This is a genomic window from Kitasatospora sp. NPDC096140, assembly GCF_040303045.1.
Classification (GTDB): Bacteria; Actinomycetota; Actinomycetes; order Streptomycetales; family Streptomycetaceae; genus Kitasatospora.
Genome location: NZ_JBEOUW010000005.1, coordinates 1 through 20,304 on the forward strand (window position 1 = coordinate 1; position 20,304 = coordinate 20,304).

The following is a 20,304-nucleotide window of genomic DNA, read 5'->3' on the forward strand; positions in this document are numbered from 1 at the left end:
ACAGCGCGGCGTACTGACGGCCGATGCCGTCCAGGTCGTAGATGATCCGGTCATCGGCCGCGGCCGCAAGAGCGGCCCGCAACGCGGTCTGGTCGTGCAGGCCGTACCGGTCGGGGCGGGGTGCGCCGGTGTGGACCGCGGTGACGGTCGGGGCACGGTGGGCGGGTACCGGGTTCCGTGCCCGGTGTGCCGGCTGACTGCTTGTCTGGCGTGTCACGTAGAGCTCCCGGTCCTCCGGCTAGCGCGGCAGCCGGTCGGCGGGGGTGGTCCTGCTCGCCCGCACCAGCGGGCCCCACGCATCGATCAGCAGGGCGAAGTCCTCGATGTCCGACTGCGCTCGGTCGAGCAGACGCGCCCGTCGGGGCGCCAGGTGGTCGGCGAACTCGGCGTACTTGCCGCCCAGTCGCCGGTAGCAGCGGTCGAGTTCGGCGAGTCTGCGGTGGTTCTCCGCCCGGTCGGTCGCGGCGCTGCGGCGGGCGGCGTCGGCGATCGGCCGGGGGCGCAGGTGGTGGTGCTCGTCCAGCAGGGCCCCGCCGGCGGCCGCCATCTCGGCGTAGACCGGGTGGAGGTAGAGCATGGAGAGCAGGAACTTGGCGTAGCGCAGCTGGTAGGCGGTGAAGCCGGGGCCGGTGCGCCGCTCGGGGGTGTAGTAGTTGACGATGTGCCGGTTGTGGGTGACGCCGGGCAGGGTGGCGTCGTGCACGACGTGGTGCAGGAAGTAGTCGCTGCCGATGGTGTCGGTGGCGGGCGGCAGCGGCACGCGTTCGTACACCTCGCGGTCGAGGGCGATGTTGCACATGTCGATGCGCCAGATGTCGGGCCGGCCGAGGACGGCGTGGTCGGCGGTGAAGGGTTCGGTGCCGCCGCCGGTGAACGATTCGGCGACGAGCTCGCGCCGCTCCTGCTCGCTCGCTCCGGTGGGCGCCCAGAGTGCGACGACGTCGTGGTAGACCTCGGGGTCGAGGGCGAGGATCTCGCCGAGGTCGACGGAGAGTTCGCCGACGAAGGAGGCTCCGACCAGGGCGACGGGCTTGTCCGCGTGCGCCGGGTCGAGGGTGTTCTCGGTGACGGCGGCGGCCGCGTCGGCGGCCTTGAGGCCGAGGGTGGCCAGTTCGTGCTCGACGGGGAACACCGGTTCGCCGTCGAGCCATTGGTAGCGGCTGTCGGAGTCGCGGCGGTGCACCGAGGCGCAGCCGAGGGCGGCGGCGAGCAGGAACGCCCGGTTGGTGCAGGCGCCGTAGGAGACGGTGTCGGGCAGCATCAGGTCGAGCAGCTTGTCGGGGCCGGCGACGCCCGAGCGGTCGATCACCTCGCGCAGGAAGGCGCGTTGCGCGTCCTCGTCCAGGTGGTGGACGGTCAGGCCGTCGACGGCGGGCAGGGCGGCGGCCGCGGCGGCGTGCCGGCCGCGTGCGGCGGGGTCGGCGGAGTCCAGCACCAGCAGGTGCACCCGGACGCCGAACCGCCGTACAGCGTAGGCGGCTTCGGCGCCGACCGCGGTGATGGTATCGGCGCACTCGCGGTTGGTGGGCAGGGTCAGGCAGACGTCGCGCATGCCCGCTCCCCGGTGGCGTTCGGCTCGTCGAGGCGCTTGCCGCTCCAGGACCGCAGTCCGAGCAACTTCTCCCCCAGTTCGGTGAGTTCGGCGGTCCCGTAGCGCTGGGACTCGGGCCGGTCGGCGTCGCCGACGAGGGTGCGGTTCCAGTCCGGGGTGGCGAGCGTGCGCCAGGACTCCACCCGGGAGCGGCGCAGCTTCTCGGCTTCCTCCAGCGCGGGCATCATCGACAGGTACTGCACCGCGCGCACGCCGCGTTCGGAGGTGTTGCGCTCGACGCCGTGGGCGAGCAGGCCGTTCCAGATCAGGAGGTCGCCGGCCGCCAACTCTGGCCGTACGACGGGGAACTCGTCCCGGTCGACGGCCGGGCGGATCGGGTCCCGGTCGGCCGGCTGGGCGGCCTGCCACTCGTTGAAGCGGCGGAACAGCTCCGGGTTGCACTGGAAGCCGCCGAGGTCGGGGGCGGTGTCGTTGAGCGCGATGATGCCCTGGACGCGCTGCGGCAGCACTCCCCGGGTGGTGTCGACGTCCCAGTGCAGCTCGATGTCGAAGCCGCGGTCGGTGGGCTCGATCAGCGCCCGGTCGCGGTTGCGGACGTTCGGCGGGTTGAGGTTGAGCCGGTCCAGGGTGACCCACAGCTCCTCGCAGTCCCAGACGTCCACGAAGGCGTCGTAGACGCGCTGCGACTGGCGGCTGTCCCAAAGGAGTTGGTGGTGGTAGGCCTCGACGAAGCCGTAGATGTGCAGGTGCTGGTCGAGTTCGTCGCGGTACTCGCGCTCGCGATACCAGTCCTCGGGGCGGTCGGGCGACAGGCCCTGGAACTCCCAGGTGAAGTCGAGCAGGCGCCGCGCGGCCTCGGCGGGGACGGCCTGCTTGACGACGACGTAGCCGTAGGTCTGCCAGAACGCGTGGTCCTCCTCGGAGAGCACGCGCAGCGGGTGCTGCTTGCGGATCTCGCGCAGCGCCGTGCGGGCCAGGTAGCTCTCGGTGTCCGCGCTGAAGTAGGGGCGCTGCGAGGCGGCGCGGTACAGATACTCCTCGGCCTGTCCGTCTGGGCTCGGCATGGGCAGTCACTCCACGGTTCGTAGTCGACGCAGCGCTTGATTCGGCGGGCGGCGCGGGCGCGGCGGGCCACTCGACCGGCCCCGGGGCCGGATCGGTAATTACCCCTGCGGGCCGGCGGCGGTCCGCACACACTCCTTCGCGGCTCGACCCCCGAGCGCGCACCGGCGCCGCGTCAGGGGGCCAACTCGCCTGTCCGACAAGGCCTCTCACCCCGCCTCAGGCTCTGCCGAACCACGCCCCCCACACATTGGACTAGACCAACTAATGGTGTCAACCCTTTCCCGCGGGTTGCCGATTGGGAATTCGGCGCAGCTCATGACGCCTCTCGCGGTTCGCTTTATGTTTCGCAGGCGGACATAAGCAGGGGTATGTTTCGGTAATTGACATAACCGTCGGATTGAACCCCGGCAACCCCGCGAACCGTCATGGGCCGGCGGCGGGCCGGCGGGGGCATGCGTAGGGGCGTGACGCCGGGCCGCCGTGCGCCGCGCCGTTCGCCGCGCCGTGTTCCACGCCGCGTGTTACGCCGGGCCGGCGGAGCCCGGCCGCCGTAGGTTGGGAGCGTGCCACGCCGAGGAGCCGCCCGGCTCGCCCCGCCCAGCTGGCTGACCGCGAGCCTGCGGCCCCTGGCCGCGCCGATTCCCCGGGCCGCGGTGGTTCGCGCCTCGGTCGCGCTCTCCGCCCCGCTCGCGGTGGGCACCGCCACCGGGCGGCCCGCCTACGGGGCGCTGGTGTCGATGGGCGCGCTGTCCGGGGTGATCGGGGACACCGCCGACGCCTACCGGATGCGGATCTTCAACATCGCCGTCCCGCAGCTGTTCGGCGCCCTCGGGGTCCTGCTCGGCACCCTGGTGTTCGGTACGGGATGGTGGGCCGTCCTGGTGCTGACCGTCATCGCGCTGGTCTCCGGCATGATCTCCTCGATCGGCGCGGTCGCCTCCGTCTCCGGCCTGCTCCTGCTGCTCAACGCCGTGGTCGGAGCGGGGCTGCCGATGCCCTCCCCGTGGTGGCTGCCGCCCGGACTGCTGCTGCTCGGCGGCCTGGAGGTGCTCGCCCTGACCCTGCTCGCCTGGCCGCTGCGCCTCGGCGTCCCCGAACGCGCGGTGGTCGCCGGCACCTACCGCTCGGCCGCCGAGGTGCTGGCGGCCGCCGGCACCCCGGAGTACGACGCCCGGCGCCGCGAGCTCACCCAGTCGCTCAACCACTCCTACGACCTGCTGCTCGCCCGGCGGGCCCGGCGGCACGGCCGCTCCCCCACCCTGGTACGGCTGCTGGCCCAGCTCAACGCGGTGATCCCGGTAGTGGAGGGGGCCGCGGCGGCGCACCTGCGGCCGCCCGGGTACGGCCCGCTGCCCGCGGCCTACCCGGCCGCCGTCCGCGCCCTGGCCGACGCCGTCGAGCAGGGCCGCACCGGTCCCGCCCCCTCGCCCGACCTGCCCGTCCCCGCCGGGCCGTCCACCCGGGCACTGGTCGAGGCCATCGGGCACGCCGCCGCCGTCGTGTCCGAGCCCGCGCCGGACCCGTACGCCGTCGACGACCGGCTCGGCCGGCCCGCGGGCCTGGGGGTCCGGGCCCGGCGGGCGACCCGCGCCCTGCTGTTGTCCGGCCCGTCCTGGCGGTACGGGCTGCGGCTGGCCCTGTGCATCGGCCTCGCGCAGGTGCTGGTCTCGGTGATCGCGGTGCCCCGCTCGTACTGGGTGGCGCTGACCGTGACCTTCGTGATGAAACCGGACTTCGGCTCGGTGTTCTCGCGTGCCGTGCTGCGCGCACTCGGCACCGCGGCCGGGCTGCTGATCGCCGTCCCCGTGCTCGCCGAGGTGCCGCGCGGCTGGTGGGACGTACCGGTGATGGCGGTGCTGGCGGCGCTGATCCCCGCCCTGTCGGCCAAGGGCTACGCCTTCCAGACCGCGGCGATCACCCCGGTGATCCTGCTGCTGTCGGACCTGCTCAACCACCGGGGGTTCGACCTGGTGCTGCCCCGGCTCTACGACTCGCTGATCGGCTGCGCCATCTCCCTGCTGGCCGGCTACCTGCTGTGGCCGGAGTCCTGGCACACCCGGGTCGGCGACCGCCTCGCCGAAGCCGTCCAGGACACCGCCTCGTACGTGTCGCTGGCGTTCACCACCGCGCCGGGGCGGGATGAGCCGGCGCGGGCCCGGTACCGGCGGCGGCTCTACCGGGACCTCTCGGCGGTCCGCAGCGAGTTCCAGCGGGCGCTCACCGAACCGCCGCCGGTCGGGACCAGGGCGGAGGCCCTGTGGCCGGTGGTGATCGCCGTCGAGCGGATCGTGGACGCCACGACCGCCACCCGGGTGCGGATCGAACACGGCGCGCCCGTCCCGACCCCGGCCGAGGTCGGAACCGTGACCCGCGAGCTGACCGACCTCGCCGAGTCGCTGCGCACCGGCCGGCCGCTGCCGGAGGCGGTGTCGGCCGCGCTGGCACCGGACTGTGCGCTGGCCCGACTGCACCACGAGGTGCACGCGGCCCGGTCGGTGGCCGCGCCGGCGCCGTGAGTGCCACCGCCGCCGACGGCCCCCGGGCCGCCGCGGTGGGCCCCCGGGCCGCTGACGGAGAGCCCCCGGTCAGTCCTCGATCCGCCGCCAGGGCCGGTCCGCCTCCAGCGCGAAGGCCAGCTCCAGCAGCACCCGCTCCTGCCCGTGCGCCGCCGACAGGTGCACGCCGACGGGCAGCCCGCCGGGCGCCGTACCAGCGGGCAGGGCGAGGCCCGGGCCGCCGGTCACGTTGTTGACCGGGGTGAACGCCACGTAGCGCATCAGCCGGTCCATCAGCTCCTCGAAGTCGACGTTCGGGCTGAGGTGCCCGATCGGCGGGGCGGTGTGGGCCAGCACCGGGGAGAGGATCACGTCGTGGTGGCGGAAGACCCGGTGGTACACCCCCTCGGCCCGGCGCAGCCGCCGCAGCACGCCGGGGGTGTGCGGGAACTCCGCCTGGAACTGCCGGCGCAGCCCGGTGGTCAGGCCGTCCAGCTTGTCGGCGCGGAAGCTCGGATCGATCAGCACCCGGCCGGTGAAGGCGATCGCCCAGGCGATGTAGCCCCAGTAGGAGACGAAGTCGCGGGAGAACTCCTCGCCGAACGGCAGGGCGGTCGGTTCGACCCGGTGGCCCATGGCCTCCAGTCGCGCGGCGGTCTCCTCGACCACCCTGCGGGTCGGCTCGTCGGTCTTGGCGATCGGCGAGTCGACCACCAGCCCGATCCGCAGCCGCTGCTCCCCCGGGCCCTCGACCAGGCCGAGCGGGGGCAGCTTGGGGTTGCGGCGGTGGCGCTCGGCGGCCGCGAAGAAGGCGGCGGTGTCGCGCACCGAGCGGGTCAGGACGCCGTCGGTGACCAGGTCGATCGGCAGTTTGGCGCCCTGCGAGTTGGCGACCAGCCGGCCCCGGGTGGGCTTGAGTCCGACCAGGCCGCAGCAGGCCGCCGGGATGCGGATCGAGCCGCCGCCGTCGTTGGCGTGCGCGATCGGCACGACGCCGGAGGCCACCAGGGCCGCCGCGCCGCCGGAGGAGGCGCCGGCCGAGTGCGAGGGCTTCCAGGGGTTGCGCACCGGCTGGGCGTTGGCGAACTCGGTGGAGGCGTTGAGGCCGAACTCGGGCAGCCGGGTCTTGCCGAGGACGGCCAGGCCGGTGGAGAGGAACTGGTCGGTGAAGCGCGCGTTGCGGCGGGCCGGTTGGGCGCGGAAGGCCTCGCTGCCCATCGCGGTCGGCAGGCCGCGCAGGTCGACGTTGTCCTTGAGGTAGGTCGGCACGCCCCACAACGGCCCGCCGATGCCCTCCCGGCTGATCTGCGGCTTGTCGTACGAGGCGTGGGCGACCGGCAGCAGCCGGCCGTCGACCCGCGCGGCGCGCGCGACGGCCGCGGCGACCAGCTCCCGGGGGTTGACCGCGCCGGCCCGCACCAGGGCGGCCAGCGCCACCGCGTCGTGCGTGCCGAGGGCGTCGTCGGTGAACGCGTGCACCCGCTCGTCGGTCATCCGAACTCCCCACTCCCCGCCGGGCTTCCTGCCGTCCGGTCGTCACACCGACCGGTGGTGCCGCCCGGCCCTACTGACCGGTAATCTCGCAAGACCCCGAGTCTATGCGCCGATCGGCGCAGCACCAGTCACTCGTGCGCCCGGTTGGTAAACGATCCGTCAAATCTTCGAGGGCGCACGGACATTCGGCGTGCGCCCCCGCGCCCACCCCACCCGCCGGTCCACGATCGTTTCACGCGCGGCCGCCGGGAAAGACCACCGGGCACGAACCGTTCCGGTCCTTCCCACCCGACCCAAGGTGACGCCCGTGCCGATCCACTCCTTCCCGACCACCCGGTTCACCGCGGCCACCGCCCCCGGCGGTCTCCCGCTGCTCGGCCACGCCCCCGCCCTCCTGCGGCGCCCGTTCGACTTCGTGGCCGGACTGGCCGCCCACGGCGACCTCGTCCGGCTGCGGCTCGGCCCGCTCGACGCCTACGTCGCCTGCCACCCCGAACTGGTCCGCCGACTGCTCGACGAGGACCACGCGCACGACGGGGGCGGGCCCGTCCCCGACAGCGCCCGCGAGGCCCCCGGCGACGGCCTCGCCGCCTGCCCCGCCACCGCCCACCGGCGCCGACAACGCATGCTGCAGCCCGCGTTCCACCGCGACCGGCTGCCCGGCTACGCCGCGATGACGGCCGAGGAGATCGCCGGAACCACCGCCCCCTGGCGCGACGGCGACGTGATCGACGTCCCCGCCGCGATGTACCGCCTCACCACCGCCGTCACCGCCCGCTGCCTGTTCGCCGCGCACGACCGGGCCGGCGCGTTGCCGGGGCAGGCGAGCATGGACGCCATCGTCCGCGGCGCCGGCCGCCGCGTCATGATGCCGCTGCCCGGCGCCGACCGCCTCCCCACGCCCGGCAACCGCCGCTACCGGCGCGCCCGGCAGGACCTCCGGGACGTCACCGGGCGGCTGATCGCCGACTACCGCGCCGCCGGCACCGACCACCACGACCTGCTCTCCGTGCTGCTCGGCGCGGTGGACGAGGACGGGCAGGGCCTCTCCGACGCCGAGATCCACGACCAGGTGGTCACCTTCCTGCTGGCCGGCACCGAGACCACCGCCGCCACCCTCTCCTGGGCCTGGACCCTGCTCGCCGCCAACCCCGCCGTCCGCGAGCGCCTGCACGCCGAGCTCGACACGGTCCTCGACGGCCGCCCCGCCCGCCACGAGGACCTGCCCGCCCTCCCGCTCACCGCCCGGATCGTCAGCGAGACCCTGCGGCTCTACCCGCCGGTCTGGCTCCTCAGCCGCACCCTCACCGCCGACACCCGGCTCGGCGGCCACCGCGTCCCGGCGGGCGCCACCGTCCTGGTCAGCCCGTACCTGCTGCACCGCCGGGCCGACGTCTTCCCCTGCCCCGGCCGGTTCGACCCCGACCGCTGGCTCACCACCGCCCGGCCCGCCGCCGGCACCTACGCCCCCTTCGGCCTCGGCGCCCGGAGCTGCCTCGGCGACACCTTCGGCACCACCGAAGCCGTCCTCGCCATCGCCACCATCGCCGCCCGCTGGACCATCACCCCCGCGCCCGGCCGGCCCGTCCGCCCCGTCCGCGGTCTCTCGCTCTCCCCGCGCCCCTTCACGGCGACCCTGACCCGCCGGTAGCCGCCGCGGGGCGGCGCCTTCCCGACGGCCCCGCCGCCGGCCCCCGCCCGCGAACGCAAGCACGAAGACGGGCACGAACACGGGCACAGGCACGCGGCCGTGAGCACCCGTCCGGCAGGGACGGTACTGTCGCGGCGGGGGCCGGCGGGGTTGCGCCGGTCGGACTATCGGCTCGACGGGGACAGCACCAGACACATGAACGCTCGATCACCACGGGGGCTCCCGGCCCGGCTGCTGCGCGCCGTGCTCCAGTACCCGCGCCGCTCGCCGCTGACGCTCTGCTACGTCGCCCTGCTCGTCCTGGGCCACGTCTGGGTCGACGGCTTCCTCTCCGCGGACCGGGCGGACGCCCTGCGCGCCTACATCAGCACCAACCTGGACAACCTGCACGACCACCCGCTCACCGCGCTGTTCGGCAGTGCGCTGCTCTACGACGGCACGCTCACCGACATCGCCTCCACCGGCTTCGTCGGCACCCTGATCACCCTCGGCCTCGGCATCTGCTGCTGCCTCGCCTGGGCGGAACACCGCTACGGCAAACTGCGCGCCACCGCCGTCCTCCTCGGCGGGCACATCGGCGCCACCCTGATCACCGCCGTCGTCATCCTGGTCGCCCTGCGGCACGGCTGGTACCCGGAGAGCGTGCGCCAGGACTCCGACTACGGCATCAGCTACGGCGCCCAGACCTGCCTCGCGTTCGCCACCCTCGCCCTGCCCCGCTGGGCCCGCCTCCCCTGGGCCGCCTTCGTGCTCGCCTGGCCGCTCTCCGGCGACGGCGAATGGCCCGGCCCGCTACCGGACTTCACCACCGTCGGCCACCTGCTCTCGGCCGCGCTCGGCTTCGCCCTGGCCGGCGCCGCGGCCGCGCTGGCCTCCCGCCGCCGAAGGGCCGACGCCCTGGCCCCGGCGGACGCCCACCCGTGACCCTCCGCGGCCGACGACGGGAGCGCCACCCCGTCAGCAGCCGACGACGGGAGCGACACCCCGTCAGCGCGACGGCCGCCGCCCGTCCGCGAGGTCGGCGAGCAGCCGCTCGATCCTCTCCAACCGCCGCTGCAGGTCCTCGACGTCACCCCGGGTCGCGTTCTGCTCGCTCGGCCTGAGGGTGACCAGCAGCTGGCCGTCCGGCTCCAGCCGGGCCCGGGCGACGTCGGTCACGTTGTCGCCGTTCTGGATCCGGATGGCGTGCTCCAGCTCGGACGCCCGCAGCGCCAGGCCTCGCAGCGCGCCGGGCACCAGCTTGCCGTCCTGGACGACGGTGGTGGGTGTGCCCTCCAGGAGCCGGGCCGCCCGCGGGTCCCGGGCGAGCCAGCGGGTGACGGCCGAGTTCACCGCGACCAGCGTGACCGCCCCGATCACGCCGCCGAAGAGACTGTTGTCGTTGCCGATGATGGCGTTCTGCACCACGTTGGAGAGCAGGAAGACGACCACCATGTCGAAGGTGTTCAGCTGCGCCAGCCCGCGCTTCCCGGCGATCCGGAACAGGATCAGGATCAGCGCGTAGACCGCGACCGTGCGGATGATCTTCTCGGCGATCGACATCTGGATGACCGCCAGGTGCTGCCACATGGCCCCGCTCCTCCCACCACGACGCGACGGAACGGGGCCGACGCTACGCCACGGGAGGCTACGACCGGCGCTTCGGCTTGCCGCGCCGGGCGGCCGCCGCGCCCCGCCCGCCGGCCGACGGCTTCGGCTTCTGCCCGCCCGCCCTCGGCGCACCGGCCTTCTGGCCGCCGGCCTTCGCCGCTCCCGCCCTGGCCCCGCCCGGCTTCTGCTGCTGCGGCTTGCGCTGCCCGGCCGCCGCCTTCTTCGGCGCCGCCTCGGCCGCCGGCGCGGCCCCGCGGCCGCGCGAGCTGTTGACCGTACGGCCCCGGACGATCCCGATGAACTCCTCCACCAGGTCGGTCGTCCGCTCCTGCGGCCAGGACAGCGCCACCTGCGACTGCGGCGCCTCCGTCATCGGCCGGAAGGTGAGGTCCCGGCGGTGGTGCAGCCGGGCGAGGGACTGCGGCACCAGGAGCACGCCGACGTTCGCCGCCACCAGCTCGATCGCGTCGGCCGTGGAGTCCGGGCGGGCGATCGCGGGCTGCCCGGGCAGGGTCTCGGCGGTGAAGCCGAGGGTGTCGTCGAGCGGGTGGAACACCACCTCCTCGGCGAGGTCGTCGAGGGTGACCTCCTCGGCGGCGGCGAGCCAGTGGTCCTTGGGGAAGACCACGACGGTGGTCTCGGTGTACAGCGGGATCGCGCTCAGCACGTCCTTGTCGACCGGCAGCCGGACCAGCCCGGCGTCCGCGCCGCCCTCCCGCAGGGTCCGCTCGCCGTCGCCGAACGGGACCGCGAGGAGGTCGAGCGGCACGTCCGGGAGCCGCTCGCCCCAGACCCGGGCCCATTTGCCGGGGGTCACGCCGGGGACGTACACGAGCCGGAAGGAGGGGTTCACCTGCATGTCTGTCACAGGGCAAGGCTACCGACCGTGACCGGAGGAGGCCGCGCACTCCCTTACCCTTGTCTCCATGACATCGCTCAAGCAGAAGACCAGCCAGACCATGAAGCCGGCCACGGCGGCCAAGAAGCTGGGGATCTACCTCGCCGCGGCGCCGACCGACTTCCAGGAGGGCGTGGTCTCCCGCGAGGAGCTCAACGCGCTGCAGGCCGAGCCGCCGCAGTGGCTCCTGGAGCTGCGCAAGGACGGCCCGCACCCGCGCCCGGTGGTCGCCGCCAAGCTCGGCATCTCGATCTCCGGCCTGGCCCGCGGCGGCGTGACCGACGCGCTCACCACCGAGGAGATCGAGGCGATCAAGGCCGAGAACCCGCTCTGGCTGCAGCACGAGCGCGCCAACCAGGTCGACGTCCGCAAGGAGGCCGTGCGGATCAAGGAGAAGCAGGAGAAGGAGGCCGCCGCCAAGACCGCCAAGGAGGCGAAGGCCGCCCAGGCCCGCTGACCCCCGGCCCGGGCCCCGCTGCCCCGGCCCCGCTCCGCCGCCGTTCCGGCGGCCCGGCGGTCCACGGCTTCGGCACTCCGACGCCCGCACGTCGGCGCCGATTGTCGGACCCCTGCGCAACGATGGTGCCGACGTCCGTTCCCACGGGCGTCGGCACAGTCGTGCCAGGGCCGGCGAACAGGGAGGCGTACGGATGGCAGGAGCGCTGGAGGGGCGGATCGCGCTGGTCGCGGGCGGGACACGGGGCGCCGGGCGCGGCATCGCCGTCGAGCTCGGCGCGGCCGGCGCGACGGTGTACGTCACCGGCCGCAGCACCCGGGAGCACCGCTCGGAGTACGACCGGCCCGAGACGATCGAGGACACCGCCGAACTGGTCACCGCGGCGGGCGGCCGGGGCATCGCCGTGCCGACCGACCACCTCGTCCCGGCCCAGGTGGCCGCCCTGGTGGAGCGGATCGACGCCGAGCAGGGCCGGCTGGACGTCCTGGTCAACGACATCTGGGGCGCCGAGAAGCTGTTCGGCTGGAACGTCCCGGTCTGGGAGCACGACCTGGACGACGGCCTGCGGCTGCTGCGCCTGGCGGTCGAGACGCACGCCGTCACCAGCCACCACGTGCTCCCGCTGCTGCTGAAGCACCCGGGCGGCCTGGTCGTGGAGATGACGGACGGCACCGCCGAGTACAACCGCGACACCTACCGCAACTCCTTCTTCTACGACCTGGCCAAGTCCTCGGTGCTGCGGATGGCCTTCTCGCTCGGCCACGAGCTGGGCCCGCGCGGTGCCACCGCCGTCGCGCTCACCCCGGGCTGGATGCGTTCCGAGATCATGCTGGAACACTTCGGCGTCACCGAGGAGACCTGGCACGACGCCCTGGCCCAGGAAGCGCACTTCGGCATCTCCGAGTCCCCGTACTTCGTCGGCCGGGCGGTCGCGGCACTGGCCGCCGACCCCGGGGTCGCCCGCTGGAACGGCCGCTCGACGTCCAGCGGGCACCTCGCCCGGGAGTACGGCTTCACCGACCGGGACGGCAGCCGCCCGGACTGCTGGCGCTACCTGGTCGAGGTGCAGGACGCGGGGAAGCCGGCCGCCCCGGAGGCGTACCGCTGACCCTCCGGACGGCACCGGCGGCGTGGCCGACACCAGGCGGCAGTTGAACTCCCCTCCCTCCGCCGCGTATTGACCACGCCGCCGGCCGCTCCGAATAATCGGGCGGGATCGGGGGAACGCGGGCCGGGGATCAGGGGCCCGCCGACGAGCCCCTGATCGCACCGAGCACTCACCGAAGCGCACCGCACTGCACTGCACTGCACCGCACTGCACCGGACCAGGGGGACCCGTGATCGAGCAGCCACCGCACAACGAACTCGCCGCACTGGCCGACGAGTACTTCGACGCCGAGAACACCCACAACCCGTTCGACGCGACCCTCAGCGGCGTCGAGGGCTACGCGCACCTGCTGCCCGACCCCTCCCGCGCCGCCGCGCTGCGGCACCGCGAGGCCCTGCGGGGCTTCGGCGGCCGGCTCGCCGCGATCCCGCTCGACGGGCTGGCCGACGAGGACCGGACCACCCACCGGGTCCTGGCCCGGCTGATCGACAACGGCATCGGCCGACTCACCCACGGGCTGGAGGAGTTCAGCGTCTCGGCGACCATCGTCGCCGCGCACAACGAGGCCTTCGGCGCTCTCGCGATGACCCCCGTCGACCACGAGGGCGCCGACGCCTACCTGGAGCGGCTCGCCGGCCTGCCCGCCTACCTCGACGCCGCCCTGCGCCTGGCCCTGGACGCCGCCGCCGAGGGCCGCCGACCGCTGCGCAGCGGGGTGGACGCCGCGGTCACCCAGCTGGCGGGCCACCTCACCGCCGCCCCGGAGGAGTCCACGCTGCTGCGCCCGCTGCGGGGCCGGCCGGAGTACGAGCGTGCCCGGGAGATCGTGCGCGACGCCGTCCACCCGGCGGTGGCCCGCTACCGGGACGGGCTGGCCCGGCAGTTGGCGCCGGACGCCCGCCCCGACGACCGGGCCGGCGTCTGCCACGTGCCGGGCGGCGCCGAGGGCTACGCCGACGCCGTCGCCCGCTTCACCCGGCCCGGCCTCACCCCGGAGGAGATCCACCGGATCGGGCTGGACACGGTCGCGGCACTGCGCGAGGAGTTCGCCGAGCTGGGCGGCAAGGTGCTCGGCATCACCGACGCCGCGGGCGTGCTGACCGCGCTGCGCGAGGACCCCTCGCTCCGCTTCGACAGTGCCGACGAGATCATCGCCCTGGTGGACGGCGCCCTGGAGCGGGCCCGCCGCGCCGGCCCGGACTGGTTCCGCCCGTACCCGATCGCCGACTGCGTGACCAGGGAGATCGACCCGATCGAGGCGGAGGGCGCCCCGCTGGCCTACTACCAGCCGCCGGGCCCGGGCGGGGTGCCCGGCACCCACTGGATCAACACGCTGCACCCGCGGACCCGGTTCAGGTACGAGTACGAGGCGATCGCCTTCCACGAGAGCGTGCCCGGCCACCACCTGCAGATCGCCGTCGCGCAGACCCTGCACCACCTGCCGCGGTTCCGGCAGAAGCCGAGCGGCCAGCTGACCGCCCACGTCGAGGGCTGGGGCCTGTACACCGAGCGGCTCGCGGACGAGATGGGGCTGTACAGCTCGGACCTCGCCCGCTTCGGCATGCTCTCGATGGACGCGCTGCGGGCGGTGCGCCTGGTGGTGGACACCGGGATGCACCACTACGGCTGGTCCCGGGAGCGGGCGATGGCCTTCATGCGGGACAACACGGCCACCCAGGAGGCCAACGTCCGCAACGAGATCGACCGCTACCTCGCCTGGCCGGGCCAGGCGACCGCCTACCTGATCGGCCGTCGGGAGCTGGTCCGGCAGCGTCAGCGGGCGCAGGCGGCGCTCGGTGCCCGGTTCGACGTCCGGGAGTTCCACCACCAGCTGATCGGGCACGGCAGCCTGCCGCTGGGGGTGCTGGACGAGCTGGTCTCGGACTGGATCGCGGCGGCGCAGTAGCCGACCGGCCCGGCCCACCCGGGGCGAGCGGCGCCCGGCTCACCCCGGGGCGGGCGGCTCGTTCCCGGGGCGCCCGGGTCACTCCCGGGATGGCGCCCGGCTCGCTCCCGGGGCGGGCGGCTCGCTCCCGGGGTGGGCGGACGGTCATGGGTGCGGAAACGGTTCCTCGCGCCCGGCAGAGGCTTCCCCCGCCCGGACGTGGCATCACCCCTTCGGCCCTGTCGACACGGTAGTGTCCGCTGGCGCGGCCCCCGCCATCCGGGTGACCGCAGCTCACGCACACCCAGATGGAGGAACCCCCGTGTCGGCTCCCGCCCGCCGCGTCCTGGCCGTGGCCGCGGCCGTCCTGCTCGCCACCGCCGCAGGCTGCTCGCCCGGCGGCGGCCACACCGCCAAGGGGAGCAGCGGCCGGAGTTCCGCCCCGGCCGCGGGCGGTGACGCCGCCCAGCCCGCACCGGCCGCGATCGTGACCGGGCCCGGCCCGAAGAGCTCCTACGACGCCCAGCCGCAGCCCGCGCCCGGCAGCTGCCACTTCCGCTACACGGCGGACAAGCAGCCGCTGCCCGACCCGAACTGCACCCCCGGCGCGATCAGCCCTGCGGTCACCCAGGACAACCTCAAGGACACCATCTGCAAGCCGGGCGGGTACACCTCGACCATCCGCCCGCCGTCGAACCTGACGGGCAAGGAGAAGGCCGACAACGCCAAGTCCTACGGCTACACCGGCCCGATGGGCGACGCCGAGTACGACCACCTGATCAGCCTGCAGCTCGGCGGCGACCCCAACGACGCGCGCAACCTGTGGATCCAGCCGCCCTCCCCCGGCCACGTCCCGGGCAAGGGCCCGAACAACCCCAAGGACTCGGTGGAAACGCACCTGCACACCGCGATCTGCAAGGGCCAGGTCACCCTCGCCGCCGCCCAGCAGGCGATCGCCACCGACTGGACGACGGCCGAGGTCAAGCTCGGCATCAGGTCCGGCGGCACGCCGACCGCCGAGGCCGACGCCGACGGGGACTGACGGCTGCGAGACCGACTCCGACGGGACTGACGGGCTGCCGACGCCGACGGGGCGCTGACGAACGCTGAGGAATCGTTCCGCCGACGGGTCCTCCCGGCCCGCCGGCGGGGCGGCTCAACGCCCGTCCGTCTCCACCAGCTCGGCGATGGTGTCGAACGGCCGGTACCGCGCGAACTCCGCGCCCAGCGCACGGGCCCGCTCCCGGAACCGGCCCTCGCCGAGCACCCGGTCGACCGCCCGCCCGACCTCCTCCGCCGCCGGCCGGCCCGTCCGCAGGTCCAGCCCCGCCCCCGACCACTGCACCCGGGCCGCCACCTCCGGCTTGTCCTCGGTCGCCCCGGCCACCACCAGCGGCACCCCGTGCCGCAGCGCCGTCTGCACCCCGCCGTAGCCGCCGTTGCTCACCAGCACGTCGGTGTGCGGCAGCAGCCGCTCGAACGGGACGTAGTCGGCGGCGCGCACGTTCCCCGGCAGGGCGCCGCCGAGCAGCTCGGCGAGCGCCTGCGGCCCGTCCGGGCGGCCGGTGGCGGCCACGACCAGCACGTCGCGCTCCGCCAGGGCGCTGACGGCCGGCGCGACGAGTTCCCCGAGGTCGCGGTTGGCGAGCGTCCCCTGGGTCACCACGACGACCGGCCGCCCGCCGGTCACCTCCCCCCACCACGACGGCAGCGGCTGCTCGCCCCCGACCGGCCCGGGCAGCGCGCCGATCAGCCGGAAGCCGGCTGGGGCGTCGCTGCGCGGGTACTCGAAGCCCGGCACGGTCAGCTGCAGGAAGTGGTCCGGCACCGTGACCGCGGCCAGCCCGCGCGGGCCCTCCGGCAGCCGGACGCCCAGCTCCGCGTGCACCTCCTCGGCGTACCGGCGCAGCGGTTCGCCGCGCCGGGCCGCCTCCTCCCCGAGCGCCCGGTTTCGGGCCCGGCCCTCCTCCCCCGGCAAGGGCGGCAGGCCGGACCCGAAGGGCGCGGTGTCCACGCTCGGCAGCATGGCCGGGGTGACGCCGACGCCGATCAGCAACGGGCGCTGCGACCGGGGGCGGCTCAGCGCCAGCGGCAGCACGCCCTGCAGGAAGGCGTCCGCGATCACGGCGTCGGCCGGGAAGTCCGCCAGCAGCGCGAGCAGCGCCCGGTACTGGACGGGGATCGGCGCGATGAACACGTGCCGGGCGTCGAAGGCGAGCCGCTCCGGGCCGGGCGGCAGGCTCGACCGTCCCGGGAAGCTCGCGTCGAGGTCGCGGTCGTCGAAGTCCGCCCCGGCGGGCAGCGCGACGAACCGCGCCCCCGCCCGCTCCGCCGCCCCGGCGAACCGCGAGCCGCCGAGGAACACCACCTCGTGCCCGCGGGCGGCGAGGTCGGCGGAGACGGCCAGCAGCGGGCCGGTGTGGCCGTGGGCGGGCAGGGCGGTGGTGATGATCCTGGACAGCGGAGGCTCCTGTGGTGGGTGCTGCGGTTCGTGGTCGGACCCACCGTAGGGACGCCCGGTTGACGATCGATGAACGCGTCAGCGCCCGAGCACCGCTCCACCGTTGACACCGATGACCTGCCCGGTGACGTACCCGGCCGCCGGGGAGACCAGGTAGCCGACGGCGTCGGCCACATCAGTGGGGGTGCCGGCCCGACCGACCAGGGTGTCGGCGATCTTCCGGGCGTGGAACTCCTCGCTCCACCAGGAGCCGAAGATCTCGGTCTCCTCGATGTAGCCGGGCGCGAGCACGTTGACCGTGATCCCCTCCGAACCCAACTCCCGTGCCAGGCCGAAGGCCCAGCCGTGCAGCGCGGCCTTCGCGGCGGCGTACGTGCCGGCCGAGTACGGGCCCGCGCCGCCGCGCTGGGCCGCCGTCGAGCTGATCACGACCAGCCGTCCGCCGGGCCGGCGCAACCGGCTCTGCAGGGCGGTGGTCAGCAGGACGGCGGTGAGCAGGTTGGATTCCAGGCCGTGCCGCCAGGAGCGCGCCAGGGCCGCCAGGCTGCCGTCCTCGGGCACCGGTACGGAGGCGCCCGCGTTGTTCACCAGCGCGTCCACCGGCCCGAGTTCGCCGATCCGGCGGGCCACCTCCTCGACCGCCTCCGGGTCGGTCAGGTCGACCGTCAGCGGGACGATCCGGTCGGGCCCCACCGTCCACTCGATCTCCTCGCGGGCCCGCTCCAGCACGTCGGCCCGGCGCCCGAGGATCACCACCCGGTATCCGTCCCCGGCCAGTCGGGCCGCGATCGCCCGGCCGATCCCGGTGCCCCCGCCGGACACCACCGCGAGCTGTTCCCCCGTCACTTCGTCCCCTCTCGTACGCCTGTCGGCGCGGTTCGATCCGGGGCCTCACTGGCCCTTCGGTTCCGAACCGCTCCCCTGTACCGTAGCGAGGCGCGTGAGCGGGTCGACACCGGGGGGACGGGACACCGTGACGGGGACCGGTATCAAGGGCCGGGGACAGGAGACGCACGACGCGGTCCTCGCCGCCGTGCTGGGCGGCCTGACGGCGACGATCGACGGGTGGCTGCTGTCGTCCTTCCGGAACGGCGCGCAGGCCGCGAACAGGCAGCGCGACGCGGTGAACTCCGCACTCGTCCTGGCCACCCCGGTCCTCTTCGCGGCCCTGCCGGGGTCGCTCGTAGGCCCCTCCGGGCGCTGCCGCCGAGGCCGCCCGGGCCCGACCCCGCAGGCGGAGCCCCGGCCGCGGGGGCCGGAGAGCGCCCGGTAGCTTGTCCGGCGTGACCGATCAGACCGCGGCCGTGCCGCCGACCGTGTACCGCTCCTCCCCGCTCCGGATGGTCCTCGTCCTGATCGGCGCGGTGGCCTTCGTGGCGCTCGGCGCGGACCTCGCGACGGGGGACGGGTCGCTGAAGAACCGGCTCGTCGGCGGGGCCGGCGTGCTGTTCTTCGGCCTGTGCGCCCTGATGTGCGCCAACCGGCTCGTCCGGGGCCGGCCCGAGCTGGTGCTGGACGCCGCCGGGCTGGACCACGTGCAGCTCGGGCGGATCGCCTGGCACGAGATCGCCGCGGTCGGCATCCGGGTGATCACCGTCAGGGGCGCCACCCAGCGCATGGTCGAGCTGGTCCTGACCGACCCCGCCCGCTACCTGGCCCGGGCCCCGCGAACCGTCCGGACGACCGCCGCGGCCAACCGCCGGATGGGCTTCGGCCCGGCGAACATCTCCACGACCACCCTCCCCGTCGGCCCCGAAGCGGTCGTCACCGCCATGCTGCGACACCACCCGGCGCTGGTCGTCACGGGCTGACTACGGAGCCCGCCAGGCCGCCAACCGGGCGGCCAGGTCCAGGAGTTCCGCCGCCCGCCAGACCGGGCCGCCGAACCCGGGCAGGGTCAGGTGCAGCGGTTCGGTCCAGCGCTCCGGGACGGCTGCCAGGCCGTAACGCGCCCCGGCCAAGCCGCCCGTGACGGCGGCGACGGTGTCGGTGTCGCCGCCGAGGTCGATCGCGGCCCGGAGGGCGGGTTCGAACCCGTCGGTGGTGCGCAGCGCCCAGACCGCGGAGCCCAGGCAGGGCCAGACGGCGCCGTTGGGCTCGGTGGCGCGGTCGGGGTGCCAGTCGGGTGCGAGGACGGCGGCGTAGCGCTCACGGCTGTCGGGGTCGACGTGGGCCAGGACGTCGGGGATCGCGTCGAGCGGGTCGGCACCGGTGAGCGCGAGGCGGACCAGCTCGTGGAAGATCGCCGTGCCCTCCCAGGCCGCCCGGTCGCCGTGGGTGAGGGCGGCGATGCGGCGGCCGGCGTCCATGGTGGCCCGTCGCCCGGCCGGGGCGAAGGCGACGGCGGACGTCGAGGCGCGCATCAGGGCGCCGTTGCCGGCGGCCCGCATGGTGGTGTTGAAGTGGACGGCGGCCGCGAGGTCCCATGGCAGCCCGCTGGTGAGGACGGTCTCGGTCTGGATGCCGATGTCCTTGGGGTCGGCGGCGGCCCAGCGGCGGAACCGGTCGAAGACGTCCGGGAGGTCCAACTCGCCGCGCTCCAGCAGGGATTCGGCGACCAGGACGGCCATCTGGGTGTCGTCGGTGGCCTCGCCGCGCTCCCAGCCGCCGCCCGCGACCAGCTCGCCGGGGGTGTCCGGGAAGCGGGCGGAGAAGGCGCCGGCCGGGCCGAACTCGTACGGGGCGCCGAGGGCGTCGCCGACGGCCGCGCCGAGGACGGCTCCGGCCGCGCGGTCGGTCCGGGCCTGCGCCGCGCGGTCGGTCCGGGCCGACGGCCCGCGGTGCTCCGACGTCACGCCGGGTCCGGGACGGTCGGCAGGGCGCGCTTGTGCGCGGTGCGGCGGTAGTGGCCGAGGACGGTGGCAGCGGCCTCCTCGTCGACCGGGCGGCCCTCCAGGAAGTCGTCCAGGGCGTCGTAGGTGACGCCGAGGGCCTCCTCGTCGGGGCGGCCGGGGGCCAGGTTCTCCAGATCGGCGGTCGGGGTCTTCTTGACCAGCTCGGCCGGCGCCCCCAGCGCCTCCGCCATCGACCGCACCTGCCGCTTCGTCAGGCCGGACAGCGGCATCACGTCGGCCGCGCCGTCACCGTACTTGGTGAAGAAGCCGACGGCGGCCTCGGCCGCGTGGTCGGTGCCGACGACCAGTCCGCCGTTGGCACCCGCCGCCGCGTACTGGACCACCATCCGCTGGCGAGCCTTGACGTTGCCTCGGACGAAGTCCTCGTGGGCGTGGTCGGTGAAGGTCAGCCCGGCGGCGAGCAGGGCCTCCAGGGCGGCGTCGGTCGCGGGCTTGACGTCGACGGTCAGCAGCTCGTCCGGCTCGATGAAGGCGACCGCCCGCCGGGCGTCCTCCTCGTCCGCCTGCACCCCGTACGGCAGCCGCATCGCGCAGAAGGCCGCCGCGTACCCGTCGGCGCGCAGCCGGTCCACGGCGAGCCGGCAAAGCCGGCCGGCGGTGGTGGAGTCCACCCCGCCGCTGATCCCCAGCACCAGGGTGCGGGCGCCCGCGGCCCGGAGCTGCTGGGCGAGGAACGCCGCCCGGCGCTCGGCCTCCCGCAGCGGGTCGGGGACGGGCGCGACCCCGAGCGCGCGGGCGATCTCCCGCTGGAGGTCGGCGGTCAGGGGCTCGGTCATGGCGACTCCTCGGTTAC

The 20,304-nt window shown here is 74.9% G+C and carries 18 protein-coding genes and 1 pseudogene; 9 read left to right on the top strand and 10 right to left on the bottom strand.

The window, feature by feature from the left end; all coding sequences use genetic code 11:
• The 3 genes and pseudogenes from ABT048_RS06165 to ABT048_RS06175 form a co-directional block, all read right to left on the bottom strand.
• A pseudogene (locus tag ABT048_RS06165) lies at positions 1-217 on the bottom strand (hypothetical protein); the annotation flags it as partial.
• Positions 218-238: 21 nt separating this feature from the next.
• Positions 239-1,552, bottom strand: a complete 1,314-nt coding sequence (locus ABT048_RS06170) for a DUF6271 family protein (protein ID WP_350520103.1) — start codon at positions 1,550-1,552, stop codon at positions 239-241.
• A complete protein-coding gene (locus tag ABT048_RS06175) occupies positions 1,534-2,616 on the bottom strand; it encodes a phytanoyl-CoA dioxygenase family protein (RefSeq protein WP_350520104.1) in 1,083 nt (360 codons plus the stop codon). Before ABT048_RS06175 ends, ABT048_RS06170 begins: the two co-directional genes overlap by 19 nt.
• Positions 2,617-3,180: 564 nt before the next feature.
• Here ABT048_RS06175 and ABT048_RS06180 point away from each other — a divergent pair.
• Complete coding sequence (locus ABT048_RS06180) at positions 3,181-5,133, top strand: FUSC family protein (protein WP_350520105.1); 1,953 nt, start codon at positions 3,181-3,183, stop codon at positions 5,131-5,133.
• A 69-nt stretch (positions 5,134-5,202) separates the two neighbouring features.
• On the opposite strand, the gene ABT048_RS06185 is transcribed toward ABT048_RS06180, so the two are convergent.
• The gene (locus ABT048_RS06185; RefSeq protein WP_350520106.1) at positions 5,203-6,606 is read right to left on the bottom strand and encodes an amidase; all 1,404 of its coding nucleotides are present in this window, start codon (positions 6,604-6,606) and stop codon (positions 5,203-5,205) included.
• A 307-nt stretch (positions 6,607-6,913) separates the two neighbouring features.
• On the opposite strand from ABT048_RS06185, the gene ABT048_RS06190 reads away from it, so the two are divergent.
• Both ABT048_RS06190 and ABT048_RS06195 read left to right on the top strand, forming a co-directional pair.
• Complete coding sequence (locus ABT048_RS06190) at positions 6,914-8,257, top strand: cytochrome P450 (RefSeq protein ID WP_350520107.1); 1,344 nt, start codon at positions 6,914-6,916, stop codon at positions 8,255-8,257.
• 195 nt (positions 8,258-8,452) lie between these two features.
• Positions 8,453-9,181 carry a rhomboid-like protein gene (locus ABT048_RS06195; protein WP_350520108.1) on the top strand — a complete coding sequence of 243 codons (729 nt, stop codon included), beginning with the start codon at positions 8,453-8,455 and terminating at the stop codon, positions 9,179-9,181.
• 63 nt (positions 9,182-9,244) lie between these two features.
• Here ABT048_RS06195 and ABT048_RS06200 read toward each other — a convergent pair whose 3' ends face one another.
• Both ABT048_RS06200 and ABT048_RS06205 read right to left on the bottom strand, forming a co-directional pair.
• Positions 9,245-9,826, bottom strand: coding sequence for a DUF421 domain-containing protein (locus ABT048_RS06200; RefSeq protein ID WP_350520109.1), 582 nt, complete (start codon positions 9,824-9,826; stop codon positions 9,245-9,247).
• A 58-nt stretch (positions 9,827-9,884) separates the two neighbouring features.
• On the bottom strand, positions 9,885-10,715 hold the full coding sequence (locus ABT048_RS06205) for a LysR family substrate-binding domain-containing protein (RefSeq protein ID WP_502893973.1): 831 nt from the start codon (positions 10,713-10,715) through the stop codon (positions 9,885-9,887).
• 58 nt (positions 10,716-10,773) lie between these two features.
• Between ABT048_RS06205 and ABT048_RS06210 the strand changes: the two genes are divergently transcribed.
• From ABT048_RS06210 to ABT048_RS06225, 4 genes are all read left to right on the top strand, one after another.
• A complete protein-coding gene (locus ABT048_RS06210; RefSeq protein ID WP_350520110.1) occupies positions 10,774-11,202 on the top strand; it encodes a DUF5997 family protein in 429 nt (142 codons plus the stop codon).
• Positions 11,203-11,395: 193 nt separating this feature from the next.
• The gene (locus tag ABT048_RS06215) at positions 11,396-12,310 is read left to right on the top strand and encodes an SDR family oxidoreductase (protein WP_350520111.1); all 915 of its coding nucleotides are present in this window, start codon (positions 11,396-11,398) and stop codon (positions 12,308-12,310) included.
• A 229-nt stretch (positions 12,311-12,539) separates the two neighbouring features.
• Complete coding sequence (locus ABT048_RS06220) at positions 12,540-14,216, top strand: DUF885 domain-containing protein (RefSeq protein ID WP_350520112.1); 1,677 nt, start codon at positions 12,540-12,542, stop codon at positions 14,214-14,216.
• A 301-nt stretch (positions 14,217-14,517) separates the two neighbouring features.
• Complete coding sequence (locus ABT048_RS06225) at positions 14,518-15,237, top strand: hypothetical protein (RefSeq protein WP_350520113.1); 720 nt, start codon at positions 14,518-14,520, stop codon at positions 15,235-15,237.
• Between the two features lie 114 nt (positions 15,238-15,351).
• On the opposite strand, the gene ABT048_RS06230 is transcribed toward ABT048_RS06225, so the two are convergent.
• Together ABT048_RS06230 and ABT048_RS06235 are read right to left on the bottom strand one after the other, a co-directional pair.
• Positions 15,352-16,563 (bottom strand): glycosyltransferase, encoded by a 1,212-nt coding sequence (locus tag ABT048_RS06230; RefSeq protein ID WP_350520114.1) that lies wholly within the window; start codon positions 16,561-16,563, stop codon positions 15,352-15,354.
• A 171-nt stretch (positions 16,564-16,734) separates the two neighbouring features.
• On the bottom strand, positions 16,735-17,502 hold the full coding sequence (locus tag ABT048_RS06235; protein WP_350520115.1) for an SDR family NAD(P)-dependent oxidoreductase: 768 nt from the start codon (positions 17,500-17,502) through the stop codon (positions 16,735-16,737).
• A 127-nt stretch (positions 17,503-17,629) separates the two neighbouring features.
• On the opposite strand from ABT048_RS06235, the gene ABT048_RS06240 reads away from it, so the two are divergent.
• Together ABT048_RS06240 and ABT048_RS06245 are read left to right on the top strand one after the other, a co-directional pair.
• Positions 17,630-17,929: a hypothetical protein gene (locus ABT048_RS06240; RefSeq protein WP_350520116.1), complete on the top strand. Its 300-nt coding sequence runs from the start codon at positions 17,630-17,632 to the stop codon at positions 17,927-17,929.
• A 10-nt stretch (positions 17,930-17,939) separates the two neighbouring features.
• Complete coding sequence (locus tag ABT048_RS06245) at positions 17,940-18,467, top strand: STM3941 family protein (protein WP_350520117.1); 528 nt, start codon at positions 17,940-17,942, stop codon at positions 18,465-18,467.
• Here ABT048_RS06245 and ABT048_RS06250 read toward each other — a convergent pair whose 3' ends face one another.
• Together ABT048_RS06250 and nadE are read right to left on the bottom strand one after the other, a co-directional pair.
• Complete coding sequence (locus ABT048_RS06250; RefSeq protein ID WP_350520118.1) at positions 18,468-19,451, bottom strand: ADP-ribosylglycohydrolase family protein; 984 nt, start codon at positions 19,449-19,451, stop codon at positions 18,468-18,470.
• Positions 19,448-20,287, bottom strand: coding sequence for an NAD(+) synthase (gene nadE / locus ABT048_RS06255; protein WP_350520119.1), 840 nt, complete (start codon positions 20,285-20,287; stop codon positions 19,448-19,450). Before nadE ends, ABT048_RS06250 begins: the two co-directional genes overlap by 4 nt.
• Positions 20,288-20,304: the final 17 nt, after the last annotated feature.